The 14,546-nt window shown below is 45.3% G+C and carries 13 protein-coding genes; 12 read left to right on the top strand and 1 reads right to left on the bottom strand.

Annotated features, from left to right (window positions below; translation table 11 throughout):
- Positions 1-57: 57 nt before the first annotated feature.
- Positions 58-414, bottom strand: a complete 357-nt coding sequence (locus ACINWC323_RS08975; RefSeq protein ID WP_005228913.1) for a hypothetical protein — start codon at positions 412-414, stop codon at positions 58-60.
- Between the two features lie 581 nt (positions 415-995).
- Here ACINWC323_RS08975 and ACINWC323_RS08980 point away from each other — a divergent pair.
- The 12 genes from ACINWC323_RS08980 (at position 996) to nuoM (ending at position 14,546) form a co-directional block, all read left to right on the top strand.
- Positions 996-1,547: an NADH-quinone oxidoreductase subunit A gene (locus tag ACINWC323_RS08980; protein WP_005228915.1), complete on the top strand. Its 552-nt coding sequence runs from the start codon at positions 996-998 to the stop codon at positions 1,545-1,547.
- A gap of 6 nt (positions 1,548-1,553) precedes the next feature.
- Positions 1,554-2,231, top strand: a complete 678-nt coding sequence (locus tag ACINWC323_RS08985) for a NuoB/complex I 20 kDa subunit family protein (protein ID WP_004638049.1) — start codon at positions 1,554-1,556, stop codon at positions 2,229-2,231.
- 88 nt (positions 2,232-2,319) lie between these two features.
- Positions 2,320-4,107 (top strand): NADH-quinone oxidoreductase subunit C/D, encoded by a 1,788-nt coding sequence (nuoC, locus tag ACINWC323_RS08990; protein WP_005228923.1) that lies wholly within the window; start codon positions 2,320-2,322, stop codon positions 4,105-4,107.
- 12 nt (positions 4,108-4,119) lie between these two features.
- The gene (nuoE, locus tag ACINWC323_RS08995) at positions 4,120-4,629 is read left to right on the top strand and encodes an NADH-quinone oxidoreductase subunit NuoE (protein ID WP_005283652.1); all 510 of its coding nucleotides are present in this window, start codon (positions 4,120-4,122) and stop codon (positions 4,627-4,629) included.
- Complete coding sequence (gene nuoF, locus ACINWC323_RS09000; protein WP_005283655.1) at positions 4,626-5,951, top strand: NADH-quinone oxidoreductase subunit NuoF; 1,326 nt, start codon at positions 4,626-4,628, stop codon at positions 5,949-5,951. The genes nuoE and nuoF overlap by 4 nt, the downstream gene beginning before the upstream one ends.
- Before the next feature lie 11 nt (positions 5,952-5,962).
- A complete protein-coding gene (gene nuoG / locus ACINWC323_RS09005; RefSeq protein ID WP_032868076.1) occupies positions 5,963-8,647 on the top strand; it encodes an NADH-quinone oxidoreductase subunit NuoG in 2,685 nt (894 codons plus the stop codon).
- Positions 8,648-8,650: 3 nt separating this feature from the next.
- Positions 8,651-9,667 carry an NADH-quinone oxidoreductase subunit NuoH gene (nuoH, locus tag ACINWC323_RS09010; protein WP_004770773.1) on the top strand — a complete coding sequence of 339 codons (1,017 nt, stop codon included), beginning with the start codon at positions 8,651-8,653 and terminating at the stop codon, positions 9,665-9,667.
- An 18-nt stretch (positions 9,668-9,685) separates the two neighbouring features.
- Positions 9,686-10,228, top strand: a complete 543-nt coding sequence (nuoI, locus tag ACINWC323_RS09015; RefSeq protein ID WP_005228926.1) for an NADH-quinone oxidoreductase subunit NuoI — start codon at positions 9,686-9,688, stop codon at positions 10,226-10,228.
- Entirely contained in the window at positions 10,228-10,746 is a 519-nt protein-coding gene (nuoJ, locus tag ACINWC323_RS09020) for an NADH-quinone oxidoreductase subunit J (RefSeq protein WP_171062196.1), read from the top strand. Before nuoI ends, nuoJ begins: the two co-directional genes overlap by 1 nt.
- Positions 10,746-11,054: an NADH-quinone oxidoreductase subunit NuoK gene (nuoK, locus tag ACINWC323_RS09025; RefSeq protein ID WP_004770776.1), complete on the top strand. Its 309-nt coding sequence runs from the start codon at positions 10,746-10,748 to the stop codon at positions 11,052-11,054. The genes nuoJ and nuoK overlap by 1 nt, the downstream gene beginning before the upstream one ends.
- Complete coding sequence (gene nuoL, locus ACINWC323_RS09030) at positions 11,051-12,946, top strand: NADH-quinone oxidoreductase subunit L (protein WP_005228927.1); 1,896 nt, start codon at positions 11,051-11,053, stop codon at positions 12,944-12,946. Before nuoK ends, nuoL begins: the two co-directional genes overlap by 4 nt.
- A 1-nt stretch (position 12,947) precedes the next feature.
- Positions 12,948-14,546 (top strand): NADH-quinone oxidoreductase subunit M, encoded by a 1,599-nt coding sequence (gene nuoM / locus ACINWC323_RS09035; protein WP_005228928.1) that lies wholly within the window; start codon positions 12,948-12,950, stop codon positions 14,544-14,546.

Here is a 14,546-nt window from a genome sequence, read left to right as displayed (position 1 = left end):
AGGCGTTAAATGCCTTGGCTCAATTGATCAGAACAGTACTGATCCATCTATCTGTATTTATTCATGTACCGAAGGGTCGGGTTCGATCAAGGATTTGCCTGAGCGAAGCGCCTGTAATGCATCAGCATTGAAATCAATCAGGAGTGAATTGTTCTTGATGTCGATTTTATAGCCCTGAATCAGTGCCTGATCTCCATTTAAGGTTTCGACTTTATAGCTGTCGGCAATATTGAGAATACTGTCTAAATTGGTGGTGGTGGCGGCAAAATCCTCTCTAAAAACCTGGTAGATGTCTCTTAAATCAAAAATCGCGTTATCAGCATCTGGATGTTTTCGAACATAACTTTCTATATGACGCATCAGTAGTTGTGAAAAAAAGAAATAATCCGAGTCGTGTGTGTATTCTAGATGCATGTTTTTCTCCTTCTTTGCTTCTATTAGAATAACGATCTATTGCTAGAGCTGTGTATAAAGATAATTAAAGTATTTAGCTGAATTGCAACATATTATGTCGAAATGGCAACCCGGTTTCGATATTGTTATCTGGCTGGATCAATCGTCTGATCTGCCAGTTGAAATTATGATTCATTAAAATACTACTTTCTGGCCAGATAAAAATAATCCGTCGCTGGATATATACAGCTTGCGGTTAAATTTTCAACATAGATTTGCAGCAATGCAATCATAGGGTTCATGCTGCCATATTTTTGTGCATTGAGCAGAAATGCTGAATGTCTTTGATGCGTTAATAAAGAAAAAAATGATCAATATAGGGTGTTTGATTAGATAATTCGATTTCTAGGGGTGAATTAAGCATGATCCCGTCTATATCCGTAACTTTATGGACAAAATCATCCGAAAGACTAAAGCGCTTCAACTAGCATGAGAAATTAGAAATCAGGTACAATTGGCGGGATTAATTTTGTGTTTGGTGTATTTGAAGGCCAATACATACATTCTTTGTTAAAAATAGGCCTGCCAGGAGTTATCCCCGCATGAGTGCCATTACTCCATACGATTGGGCAATTATTGCCTTCGTGATCGGCGTTACATTTCTTTGCGTTTTTATGCTCACTGTTCCCTTACTCCTAGGGGGTAAAGCATGGGGACGTGCGAAGCAAGAGCAGTTTGAGTCAGGTGTAGTTGGTGCGGGCGGTGCTCGTATCCGCTTGTCTGCCAAGTTCTATTTAGTTGCAATTTTCTTTGTGGTCTTCGATCTGGAAGCCCTCTATCTTTACGCTTGGTCAACTTCAGTTCGTGAAGTGGGTTGGGTGGGTTTTGCAACGGCTGCCGTGTTTATTCTGGTTTTATTAATTGGTTTGATTTACGAACTTTCAACCGGTGCACTGAACTGGGCACCTTCTGATCGCCGTAAAGCTGCCGGTGTCAAAACCCATATCGGTTCGCCAAATATGAACATTGCTGACATTACCCGATTCAATAACATTGAAGAGTTGGTTGTCGATCCTACTGGTCATATTCCAGCACAGTCTTCTGGTCGTGTTAAATCTAAAACACCGACTACCTCAACATCTGAACAGGAGTAAGTCGGGATGAAATATACTTTAACCCGTGCGAATCCGGATGCCGATCAATATCCATTACAAGATCGTCAAATCGTCACTGATCCACTTGAGGAAGAAGTGAATAAAAGTGTGATGATGACGCGTCTAGAAGATGTGTTGCATACCGCAGTGAACTGGGGGCGTAAAAACTCTTTGTGGCCATTTAACTTTGGTACTTCATGCTGCTACGTTGAATATGCAACTACATTAACAGGCGTTCATGACTTGTCACGCTTTGGTGCCGAAGTAATTCGTGCTTCACCGCGTCAGGCAGACTTGATGATTGTTGCAGGAACCTGCTTTGTCAAAATGGCACCTGTCATTCAACGTTTGTATGAACAGATGCTTGAGCCTAAATGGGTCATCTCAATGGGTGCTTGTGCTAACTCAGGTGGTATGTACGACATCTATTCCGTGGTTCAGGGTGTAGACAAAATTATTCCTGTTGATGTGTACATCCCAGGTTGTCCGCCTCGTCCAGAAGCATTGATCCAAGCATTGATGTTACTTCAAGACCAAATTCAACTAGAGCGCCGTCCACTTTCAGCGGTTATTGGTGATGATCTTCAGCCTGTGTATAAGCCAAAGATGATGCCAGAACGTGACCGTAAAAATGCTGAACGTATTGCGGTGAAAAATTTACGCTCTATGGATGAAATTAAATAATTTTAACGATGAGTTTTTGACATGTCCCGTGATGGGTATGGTCATCGGAAAAATTTCCAGAATTTGTATTAAATAGGAAGCCAAGCCAATGGCTGAAACTGACATTGCTATGCCAGAATCAACGCCAGTTGATTCACGCCCAGCATTTGCAATCGTAGAAGAGCTCAAAACCAAATTTGGTGAGAACTTTTACGTGCAGGCGACTTTTGAAGAGTTTCCAACAGTCTGGGTTGAGCGCGCACGCGTGCAAGAAGTCCTCATGTTCCTCCGTAAAGTGGAACGTCCTTATGTCATGCTGTTTGACTTGTCTGCGGTAGATGAGCGTTTACGTGTTCACCGTGACGGTTTGCCTGCATCTGACTTTACTGTGTTCTATCATTTGTTATCGCTTGAGCGTAACAGTGACATCCGTATCAAAGTTGCCTTGAATGAAAATGATTTAAGCATTCCAACCGCAACCAATATCTGGCCAAATGCCAACTGGTACGAGCGTGAAGCTTACGATATGTTTGGTATCGATTTCGCCGGGCATCCAATGCTTCGTCGTATCTTGTTGCCAACCTATTGGGAAGGTCATCCGTTACGTAAAGAATATTCTGCGCGTGCGACAGAATATACGCCGTATATGCAAGACCAGGCAAAGCAGGATTTCGAACAAGAACACTTACGCTTTGTCCCTGAAGACTGGGGTCTAAAACGCGGTAATGATGACGAAGACTTCATGTTCCTGAACTTGGGTCCTAACCATCCATCTGCGCATGGTGCGTTCCGTGTGGTGTTACAGCTGGACGGTGAAGAAGTCAAAGACTGTGTGCCGGATATCGGTTATCACCACCGTGGTGTAGAAAAGATGGCTGAACGTCAAACTTGGCATTCATTCATTCCGTATACCGATCGTGTTGACTACCTTGGTGGTTGTGCGCAAAACATGCCTTACGTCATGGCTGTTGAGCAAATGGCAGGAATTAAAGTTCCTGAGCGTGCACAAGTCATTCGTGTGTTGTTGAACGAATTATTCCGTATCAATAACCACTTGTTATTCTGTGGTACCGCGATTCAGGATGCCGGTGGTATGACACCAGTATTCTATATGTTCGCAGACCGTCAAAAAGTCTATGACATCGTTGAAGCGATTACCGGTTACCGTATGCACCCAGCATGGTTCCGTATCGGTGGTACAGCACACGACCTTCCAAACAACTGGCAAAAACTAGTGAAAGATTTGCTGGATTGGATGCCGAAGCGTCTGAACGAGTACTACACAGCTGCACTTAAAAACTCGGTATTTATTGGTCGTACGCGTAACGTTGCGCAATACGATGCTAAATCTGCGTTGGCTTGGGGTGTGACCGGTACAGGTTTACGTGCGACAGGTATTGATTTTGACGTTCGTAAATATCGTCCATACAGTGGTTATGAAAACTTCGACTTTGATATTCCAGTGGAATATGAAGGCGATGCATATGCACGTGTCTTGGTTCACTTCCGTGAAATCACTGAATCATTGAAAATTATTCAACAGTGCTTGGATAACATGCCATCTGGTCCATATAAAGCGGATCACCCATTGGCTGTTCCACCACCAAAAGACAAGACATTACAAGATATTGAAACCTTGATTACGCACTTCCTAAGCGTATCTTGGGGTCCTGTAATGCCGGCAGGCGAGTCTTCATTCATGACTGAAGTGGTGAAGGGTGCGAGTACCTATTACCTCACTTCTGACAAGTCAACCATGAGCTACCGTACCCGTATTCGTACGCCAACGTTCACGCATTTACAGCAAATGCCATCGGTGATTAACGGCAGTCTGGTGTCTGACTTGATCATTTATTTGGCGACCATTGACGTGGTTATGGCTGACGTGGATCGCTAGGGGTAAACGATTATGATGATTTTGACTGATAAAAAACCACGTGTGAATGTTGAAGGGATTTTGACTGCGGACGAAATCCATGAAATTGAACATCACATTGGTCATTACCCATACCCACGTGCAGCCTCTCTGGATGCGTTGAAGTGTGTACAGCGCCGTAATGGCTGGGTAGATGACGCACAAATGAATGCGATTGCACAATTGCTCAGCATGAGTGTGGCGGATCTGGAAGGCGTAGCAACGTTCTATAACCGTATCTACCGTCAACCTGTGGGTCGTCACGTGATTTTATTGTGTGACTCGATTGCATGCTTCTTGATGGGTGCGGAAACTTTGGCAGAAGCGTTCCAGCGCGAGTTGGGTATCCAGTATGGACAAACCACAGCAGATGGTCGTTTTACCTTGCTCCCGATTTGCTGTCTAGGCAACTGCGACAAAGGGCCAACCTTAATGATTGATGAAGATACTCACGGTTTAGTGGAAGTGTCATCAGTTAAACAGTTATTGGAGAAGTATGTATGAATACTGAACCAAAACCAATTTATGGCGACGGTAATCCAGAAACTCATCCGCTGACCTGGCGTTTGAGCAAACAGGATGCAGTACGTAATGCTGACGAGTACGAAACACTAGAAGGCTATGCTGGCTTTAAAAAAGCACTCGGTATGCCACCAAAAGATGTACTTGAAGTGATTAAAGCTGCGACGGTTAAAGGTCGTGGTGGTGCAGGTTTCCCGGCAGGGATTAAATGGTCATTGATGGCGCCAAATGATGGTGGTCCACGTTATTTGATCTGTAATGCCGATGAAATGGAACCGGGTACCTTTAAAGACCGTTTGTTGATGGAAAAACTTCCACATCAATTGATTGAAGGGATGCTGATTGCAGGTTATACCCTAGAGGCAACTCAAGGTTATATCTTCATCCGTGGCGAATATATCGAAGCAGCTCAATACTTAAATGAAGCATTAGAGCAAATCCGTGCTAAAGGTTACCTAGGTGAAAATATCCTCGGAACTGGCTGGAACTTTGATTTACACGTTCATACCGGTGCAGGTCGTTATATTTGCGGTGAAGAAACTGCATTGATTAACTCGCTTGAAGGCCGTCGTGCCAATCCGCGTACCAAGCCACCATTCCCGCAAGTTGCAGGAGCATGGGGCCGTCCAACGATTGTCAACAACGTTGAAACCTACAATAACTTGCCAGCCATCATGTTGCGTGGTCCTGAGTGGTATATCAACCTTTCAGCAGGTAAGTCGAAAGATCCAGGCACCAAGATTTATGGTGCATCAGGTAAAGTCAAATTCCCGGGTCTTTGGGAACTGCCATTCGGTACCACTGCGCGTGAAGTGATTGAAGAACATGCGGGCGGTATGCGTGACGGTTTGACCTTGAAAGCCTGGTTACCGGGTGGTGCATCAACGGACTTCCTGGCCGCTGAACACATTGATCTACCAATGGATTCTGAAAGCATTATGAAAGCAGGTTCACGTTTAGGTACCTGTCTGTTGATGGTGGTGGATGAAACTCAATGTATGGTCTCTGCGACACGTAATTTAGAAGAATTCTTTGCGCGTGAATCATGTGGTTTCTGTACACCATGCCGTGATGGTTTACCTTGGGCAGTGAAAGCGCTTAAAGCACTGGAAACAGGCGAAGGTAAGAAAGAAGATATCGACCATTTACAAGAACTGACGCGTAAATTGTGGATCGGTAAAACTTTCTGTGCTCACGCACCAGGTGCGATGGAGCCGCTTATGGGCGCACTTAAATATTTCCGTAGCGAGTTTGAAGCAAAGGTTAAAACCCATGCTCCAGCTCTAGACGTAGAACAAGCTTAAGGAATTCGACTATGGCTACAATTCATGTCGATGGAAAATCGTATGAAGTTAACGGCTCAGAAAACTTGCTACAAGCATGTCTCAGCCTTGGCATCGACATCCCGTATTTTTGTTGGCACCCATCCTTAGGTTCTGTTGGTTCATGTCGTCAATGTGCGGTGACTCAGTATGCAAATCCTGAGGACACACGTGGACGCTTGGTGATGTCATGTATGACACCTGCTGCCGACAATACCTATATCTCGATTGAAGACAAAGAAGCAACGGATTTCCGTGCGTCGATCGTTGAATTCTTGATGACCAATCACCCGCACGACTGTCCAGTCTGTGAAGAGGGTGGACACTGTCATTTACAAGATATGACGGTGATGACCCAGCACGACCGTCGTCGCTACCGCTTTACCAAACGTACCCACTATAACCAAGAGTTAGGTTCGTTTATTGCGCATGAGATGAACCGTTGTATCGCGTGCTACCGTTGTGTGCGTTACTACAAAGACTATGCTGGCGGTACTGACTTTGGTGTTTATGCCAACGCTTCACGTGTGTATTTCGGTCGTCCAGAATCAGGCACTTTAGAATCTGAATTCTCGGGTAACCTGACTGAAGTGTGTCCAACCGGTGTGTTCACCGATAAAACCCACTCAGCACGCTACAACCGTAAATGGGATATGCAGTATGCGCCAAGCGTATGTCATGGCTGTTCTTCAGGTTGTAACATCTCTCCGGGTGAGCGTTATGGCGAAATCCGTCGTGTTGAAAACCGTTTCAACGGCTCAGTTAACCAATACTTCCTTTGCGATAAAGGCCGTTTCGGTGTGGGCTATGTGAACCGTGCAGACCGTCCACGTCAACCGCAATTCCGTAATGCTGAAACGGTTGCAACTGTGAGTGTGGATCAGGCACTGGATCAGGTAATTGCCCAATTGCAAGGCAAGAAAGTGTTAGGTATTGGTTCACCACGCGCAAGCCTGGAATCAAACTATGCACTGCGTGAATTGGTTGGACAAGATAACTATTCAACCGGTATGTCGCAAAAAGACCAGAATCTGGTGGAGTTAGCAGCATCAATCATGCAAACACAGGGGATCTATAACCCGAACATGCGTGAAATTGAAAGCTATGATGCCGTGTTGATTCTGGGTGAAGACTTAACCCAAACTGCGCCACGTATGGCTTTATCGGTTCGTCAAGCTGCGAAAAACAAAGCCAAAGAAATGGCTGCTGCAACACGTACCCCAGACTGGTTAGCTGAACCTGTTCAACGTATCGGTCAAGATGCGAAATCACCAATCTATATCCTTGCTGCAACACAAACCCGTTTAGCGGATGTGGCAACAGGTGAAGTGGTTGCATCTCCAAATGACATCGCACGTTTAGGTTTCGCGGTTGCTGCTGCTGTTAAAGGCGAAGCGCTTTCTGGTTTGGCAGATGATGCCAAAGCATTTGCGCAAACCATTGCGGATACCTTGAAAGCAGCGAAAAAGCCATTGATTATCTCGGGTACCAGCTTACAAGATCCTGCCATCATGGAAGCTGCAGCTCAAGTTGCACAAAACCTTGGTGAACATGCAGGCTTGTCATTGACCGTTCCTGAAGTGAACTCAATGGGCTTGGCACTGTTTGGCGGATTAAGCTTGGAGCAAGCATTTGCACAAGATTATGATGCAGTGGTTGTGATTGAAAATGACTTGACTCGTCGTTTACCTGTAGCGCAAGTGAAAGCTGCATTTGACAAGGCTGAAACTGTGATCGTACTCGATCATAGCGAAACTGAAACCTTGAAACTTGCAGATATCGTACTTTCAGCAGCAAGCTTTGCTGAGGGTGATGGTACTGTCGTGAGTCAAGAAGGCCGTGCACAACGTTTCTATCAAGTGTATGACCCAAGCTACTACAAGCCTGAATATGCGATCAAAGAATCTTGGCGCTGGTTACATGCCATTGAGACTGGTCTTAAAGGCAAAGCGGTAGACTGGACACTTCTTGATGATGTGATTGATGACATCGTGAAGAATGTTCCTGTGCTTGAAGCGATTCAAGATGTTGCACCGGATGCAGGCTATCGTATTCACGGTTTGAAAATTGCACGTGAACCACGTCGTTATTCTGGCCGTACTGCAATGCGTGCGCCATTATCGGTTCACGAACCGAAACAACCGACTGATCCTGATTCGGCATTAACCTTCTCAATGGAAGGTTATGTGGGGAATCAGACTGCATCGTCACTGGTCCCATTCGCATGGTCTGCGGGCTGGAACTCACCACAAGCTTGGAACAAATACCAGGATGAAGTGGGCGGTCACTTAAAAGGTGGTGATTCGGGTGTGCGTTTATTCGATCGTTTAGCAAAACGTCCTGCACGTAGCTATGTGGCGCCATCAGCAGTTGTTGTGAATCCTGAAAGCTTCCGTCTTGTACCAATGCACCATATTTTTGGTTCTGGCGAATTCACCATTAAAACACCTGCAATGGAATCTCGTATTCCTGAAGCGATGTTTGCGGTGGGCGAGCAAGATGCGACCCGTTTAAATGTTCAGGATGGTCAACGTATTACCGTGCAAGCGGGCGAGACCAGCATCAGCTTACCTGTACAAGTGATTGAATATTTACCAACAGGTTATATCGGTTATCCAATTGGTCTGGCACCAACAGTTTCATTGGCAGAGCCAGTGTCTGTGGCGGTAGGAGTGTAATTCATGAATCAAGAAATTATACGTCAAACGCCACTTTGGGCTGAGAACTGGCCAATCGCTTATTCAGTGATTCAAGCCATTGTGATCTTGCTGGTGGTGGTTTTGGTTGCTGCGTTAATGTCATTTATTGAGCGTCGTCTCTTGGCATTATGGCAAGACCGTTATGGTCCAAACCGTGTTGGTCCGGGTGGTATGTTCCAGATCGTTGCCGACATGCTCAAGATCATGTTCAAAGAAGACTGGACACCAAAGTTTGCGGATAAGCTGACTTTCCGTTTAGCACCAGCAGTTGCGATGGCAACTGCGGTACTTTCGTTCATGGTGATTCCAGTAAGTCCTACACTGGGCGTTGCGGACATGAGTATCGGCCTGTTGTTCTTTATGGCAATGGCGGGTATCGCAGTTTATGCAGTGCTATTTGGTGGTTGGGCATCTAACAACAAATACTCATTACTCGGTGGTCTGCGTTCTGCTGCTCAAACCATTTCTTATGAAGTGTTCTTGGGTATCTCGTTAATGGGTGTGGTTGCGATTGCAGGCTCATTCAACATGCGTGAGATTGTTGAAGCACAACGTGATATGTGGTTCATCATTCCGCAATTCTTAGGCTTCCTGATCTTTGTGGTTGCGGGTGTTGCGGTTACGCATCGTCATCCATTTGACCAACCGGAAGCTGAGCAAGAATTGGCCGAAGGTTACCACGTAGAATACGGTGGGATGAAGTGGGGGATGTTCTTCGTTGCGGAATACGTCAACGTGGTCTTGATCTCTGCCTTGATCGTAACTTTATTCTTCGGCGGATGGCTTGCACCATTTAACCTGGAAATTCCATTTGTTCCACCATTATTCTGGTTCATTATCAAAACAGCATTCTTTGTAATGATGTTTGTCTTGGCACGTGGTTCGTTAATGCGTCCGCGTTATGACCAAGTGATGAACTTTGGTTGGAAAGTTTGTTTGCCATTGGCGTTGGTCAACTTGTTAGTGACTGGTGCTGTGATTCTGATGAATCAGGCCTAGGACAGCAGGGAGTACAAAATGTATAAAATTCTAGCTGGCTTCGGATCGATTGTACGTTCGTTGTGGATGGTGTTCAGCCATGTAACACGTAAACGTGACACGATCTTATATCCAGAAGTACCAGGTGAACAAATTGCACCTCCACGCTATCGTGGTCGTATCGTGTTAACACGTGACCCGGATGGTGAAGAGCGTTGTGTGGCATGTAACCTTTGTGCGGTTGCTTGCCCGGTTGGCTGTATTTCATTGCAGAAAGCGGAAAAAGAAGATGGACGTTGGTATCCGGAATTTTTCCGTATTAACTTCTCACGCTGCATTTTCTGCGGTATGTGTGAAGAAGCATGCCCAACGACTGCCATTCAGATGACACCAGATTTCGAACTCGGTGAATATGTACGTCAAGACTTGGTCTATGAGAAAGAAAACTTACTCATCTCTGGACCGGGTAAATATCCTGACTACAACTTCTACCGTGTTACCGGTATGGCTGTGAGCGGTAAAGACAAAGGTCAGGCACAAAAAGAAAGTGCACCAGTTGATGTACGGAGCTTATTACCATGATGTGGCCATTTTATTTGATGGCACTCGTGGCCATTGTTTCGACAGTACGTGTTGTAACCAACACCAATCCTGTGCATGCATTATTAAGTTTGATCGTTTCTCTTCTTGCTGTTGCAGGCATTTTCATGATCGTAGGCGCGCCGTTTGCTGGTGCGCTTGAGATCATCGTGTATGCAGGTGCCATCATGGTCTTGTTCGTCTTCGTTGTCATGATGCTGAATCTTGGCCAGGATACGATTGAACAGGAAAGCAAATGGTTGACCTCAGATGCCTGGGCCTATCCTGCACTGATGAGCTTCTTGTTGGGCTTAATCCTTGTGTGGATGCTAGGCGGTGAATACACCACAATTTCTGCGCCAATGGGTACAGAAGTTGTTGGCCCGAAAGCAGTCGGTCAAGCCCTATTTACTCACTATCTATTATTGGTAGAAGTTGCCGCGATGTTATTGCTTGCAGCATTGGTTGCAGCATTCCACTTAGGCAAACGTGAACCAGGTGCAGAAGAGGATAAAGAATAATGGGACACATCCCTTTAGAACATGGTTTGATCGTTGCAACCATCCTTTTTGCACTGGGTTTTTACGGTGTGATGGTGCGACGCAACCTATTATTTATGCTAATGAGCCTTGAAATCATGATGAATGCTGCTGCGTTGGCATTCGTTTTGGCAGGTAGTGTTTGGGCACAGCCAGATGGACAGGTCATGTTCATCCTGATTCTGACCCTTGCTGCAGCAGAGGCATGTATCGGTCTTGCGATCGTCCTTCAGTTTTATCATCGCTTCCATCATCTGGATGTGGATGCTGCTAGTGAGATGCGCGGATGAGTACATTATATTTAACCGTTTTATTCCCGCTCATTGGTTTTATCCTTTTAGCGGCAGGGCGTGACAAACTTTCTGAAAATGTCGCTGCCATTATTGGTGTCGGTTCAGTTGGTTTATCTGCGTTATTTGCTTTAATTGCTGGTCTTGCATTTACCAGCAGCGGTCAAACCGTTTTTGTTCAGCACTTATGGACCTGGTTCAGTGTTGGCGGTTTTGAGCCAGGCATTAGCTTACATTTAGACGGCTTGTCATTATTGATGACTGGCATGATCACAGGTGTTGGTTTCCTGATTCACATCTTCGCATCATGGTATATGCGTGGTGAAGAAGGCTATGCGCGTTTCTTCTCTTATTTCAACCTGTTCGTTGCCAGCATGTTGTTGTTGGTACTCGGTGATAACCTGGCGTTATTATTCCTGGGTTGGGAAGGCGTAGGTCTGTGTTCATACCTGTTGATTGGTTTCTACTACTCAAATCCTGCAAATGGCTGGGCAGCAATCAAAGCATTCACCGTAACACGTGTGGGTGACGTTTTCTTACTGATTGCATTGTTCTTGCTTTATCAACAGTTTGGTACTTTGAATACACAGTATATTGTTGAAAATGCAGCGACCGTAATGACGCAAAGCTCATCATTGTCGATCTGGACCGCATTGATGTTGTTCTTGGGTGCAGCAGGTAAATCTGCGCAAATCCCATTGCAAACCTGGTTAGCCGATGCGATGGCGGGTCCTACACCAGTATCTGCATTGATCCACGCTGCGACCATGGTAACAGCAGGTGTGTACTTATGCTGCCGTATGTTCTCTGTGATGGAAATGGCACCAGAAGTAATGCAGTTCATCTCGATTACGGGTGCAGTAACTTTGCTTGTGGCTGGTTTTGCCGCATTGGTTCAAACCGATATCAAACGTATTCTGGCTTACTCAACCATGAGTCAGCTCGGTTATATGTTTATGGCGGTGGGTGCTGAAGCGTACCAGGCAGGTTTATTCCACATGCTGGCTCACGCCTTCTTTAAAGCATTATTGTTCCTTTCTTCAGGTGCAGTGATTCTTGCATGTCATCACGAACAGAACATTTTCAAAATGGGTGGCTTGCGTCACAAGATCCCATTCGTATTCTGGTGTTTCGTCATTGGTGGTGGCGCATTGGCAGCACTTCCAATCGTAACCGTGGGCTTCTTCTCTAAAGATGCGATCTTGGGTGCGGTATATGCTCAATCGACCATTGCTAACCTTCCACTTTATAATACCTTGTACTGGGTAGGTGTTGCGGGCGCATTCTTAACGTCTATTTATACATTCCGCTTAATCTGGGTGGTCTTCTTCGGCGAAGAGAAAACCCATGCACATGCCATTCATGGTGTCACTTACTGGGGTCCGCTTGCGATTCTTGCTGCATTGTCAACAGGTATTGGTTACTTCTTGCAAGCACCCGTTGCCAAGTTATTGACGGCTGCAAATATCCCAAGTTTTGTGATTCCTGAAAGCTTAGAAGCTGCTGTTTCTCATGCCGAACACTTAGCAAGTGGTGTTGCACTTGTGGGTCTGGCTGTGGGTATCTTCTTGTTTGCCTTTGCGTATGGTGCAGTTAAATCATTTGCTCAAAGTTCTTTGGGTTCAGGTTTAGCGCATATCTGCCGTACTGCATTCGGTTTCGATGCCTTGTATGACATCGTCTTTGTAAAACCTTATTTATTGATTGCGAAAATTTTAGGTCGTGATCCGGTTGACGGTTTATGGTTAGTGCTCCCTGCCATTGTGAAGGGCGGTAATAGCTTTACAAGTTCGCGTCAAACAGGTTCATTACGTGAATACGCATCAAGCATGTCACTCGGTGTAGTGGTGTTATTGATGATCTTGATCGTGATTCAGGTTGTGGGGAAATAAAATGGAAAACAATTTAATTTTACCCGCACTGATTTTAGTTCCTTTCATTGCTGGTTTTATTTGCTGGTTGGTTGATAAATTCGACCAGCACTTACCGCGCTGGATTGCCTTAATTGGTATGCTCATTACTTTTGGTTTGGGCATTGCACTTTGGCAAAGTGGTACATATAGCTACGAGTTGGGCGGTAAAGTCCCGACTTGGGCAGCTGAATTCCATCTTCCATGGATTCAGACTTTAGGTATTAGCATTCACTTGGCAGTGGATGGTTTATCTCTTCTTATGGTGTTGTTAACCGCATTACTCGGTGTACTTGCAGTTGGCTGTTCATGGGGTGAGATTCAGAAGAATGTTGGTTTCTTCCATTTAAACTTGCTTTGGAGTTTAGGTGGGGTCATCGGTGTATTCCTGGCGATTGACTTGTTCCTGTTCTTCTTCTTCTGGGAGATGATGCTGGTACCAATCTACTTCCTGATCGCGTTATGGGGTCATAAAGGTTCGAATGGTCGTTCACGTGTTTACGCTGCAACCAAATTCTTCCTCTATACCCAAATCGCTGGTTTGATCATGTTGATCGGTATCTTGGGCCTCGTGGTCTATGGATACATGATGACAGGCATGATCGGTTTCGATTACAACTACCTCTTGGCGGTTGCGAACCACTTACCACCTGAAGTTGCTTATGCATTCATGCTGTGTTTCTTCATCGGTTTTGCGGTGAAATTACCAGTATTCCCATTACACGGCTGGTTGCCTGATGCGCATGCGCAAGCACCAACAGCGGGTTCTGTGGATTTAGCGGGTATCTTGATTAAGACAGCTGCCTACGGTTTGCTTCGTTTCGTTATTCCATTCTTCCCGGCAGCGTCAGCACAATTCGCTGATATCGCTATTATTCTGGGCTTGATTGGTATTTTCTACGGCGCATTCCTTGCTTACCAGCAAACCGATATGAAGCGCTTACTTGCGTATACGTCTATTTCGCACATGGGTTTCATCTTACTTGCAATCTATGCAGGTAATATCCTGACATTCCAGGGCCTCATGATCATGATGTTGGCACATGGCTTGTCATCTGCTGCGTTGTTCATTATGTCTGGTCAGGTGTATGAGCGTTTACACACACGTGATTTACGCTTAATGGGTGGCCTGCGTGGTCAGCTGCAATACTTGCCATTCTTCCTGATGTTCTTTGTAGCAGCATTGGTTGGTGTACCAGGTCTAGGTAACTTTATTGGTGAATTTCTGATCTTGATGGGTTCATTCAAAGCTTATCCAGCTTTCACCATCATTGCAGCAGTGAGTCTGGTATTTGCTGGTCTTTACGGTCTGATCCTGATTCACAAAGCATTGTTTGGTGAGCCAAACCCAGAGCAAAAGCAACACTACAAAACTCCTCTGAAAGATTTATCAGTGCGTGAAGTTAGCATTTTGATGATCTGTGTGATCGGTCTGGTTTGGTTAGGTATTTACCCGCAAACATTCCTGGATATGTCACATTCAAGCATGCAGTGGTTAGTAAATAGTTATATGCCAGTACAAGAAGTTGTTGAAACTGTTCAACAGGCTGCAACTCAACTTGAACATGTGGAGATGCAATAA

This window comes from Acinetobacter sp. WC-323, from assembly GCF_000314615.1.
In the GTDB taxonomy this organism is placed as follows: Bacteria; Pseudomonadota; Gammaproteobacteria; order Pseudomonadales; family Moraxellaceae; genus Acinetobacter; species Acinetobacter courvalinii.
This window is presented reverse-complemented; position numbering and strand designations above follow the sequence as displayed.

Excerpts from the sequence above, each read along its gene's own strand:
- ACINWC323_RS08975 (WP_005228913.1), bottom strand. The coding sequence starts at position 414 with ATGCATCTAGAATACACACACGACTCGGATTATTTCTTTTTTTCACAA.
- nuoL (WP_005228927.1), top strand. The coding sequence starts at position 11,051 with ATGAGTACATTATATTTAACCGTTTTATTCCCGCTCATTGGTTTTATC.
- nuoH (WP_004770773.1), top strand. The coding sequence starts at position 8,651 with ATGAATCAAGAAATTATACGTCAAACGCCACTTTGGGCTGAGAACTGG.
- nuoC (WP_005228923.1), top strand. The coding sequence starts at position 2,320 with ATGGCTGAAACTGACATTGCTATGCCAGAATCAACGCCAGTTGATTCA.
- nuoI (WP_005228926.1), top strand. The coding sequence starts at position 9,686 with ATGTATAAAATTCTAGCTGGCTTCGGATCGATTGTACGTTCGTTGTGG.
- nuoG (WP_032868076.1), top strand. The coding sequence starts at position 5,963 with ATGGCTACAATTCATGTCGATGGAAAATCGTATGAAGTTAACGGCTCA.
- nuoM (WP_005228928.1), top strand. The coding sequence starts at position 12,948 with ATGGAAAACAATTTAATTTTACCCGCACTGATTTTAGTTCCTTTCATT.
- nuoE (WP_005283652.1), top strand. The coding sequence starts at position 4,120 with ATGATGATTTTGACTGATAAAAAACCACGTGTGAATGTTGAAGGGATT.
- nuoF (WP_005283655.1), top strand. The coding sequence starts at position 4,626 with ATGAATACTGAACCAAAACCAATTTATGGCGACGGTAATCCAGAAACT.
- nuoK (WP_004770776.1), top strand. The coding sequence starts at position 10,746 with ATGGGACACATCCCTTTAGAACATGGTTTGATCGTTGCAACCATCCTT.
- ACINWC323_RS08980 (WP_005228915.1), top strand. The coding sequence starts at position 996 with ATGAGTGCCATTACTCCATACGATTGGGCAATTATTGCCTTCGTGATC.
- ACINWC323_RS08985 (WP_004638049.1), top strand. The coding sequence starts at position 1,554 with ATGAAATATACTTTAACCCGTGCGAATCCGGATGCCGATCAATATCCA.
- nuoJ (WP_171062196.1), top strand. The coding sequence starts at position 10,228 with ATGTGGCCATTTTATTTGATGGCACTCGTGGCCATTGTTTCGACAGTA.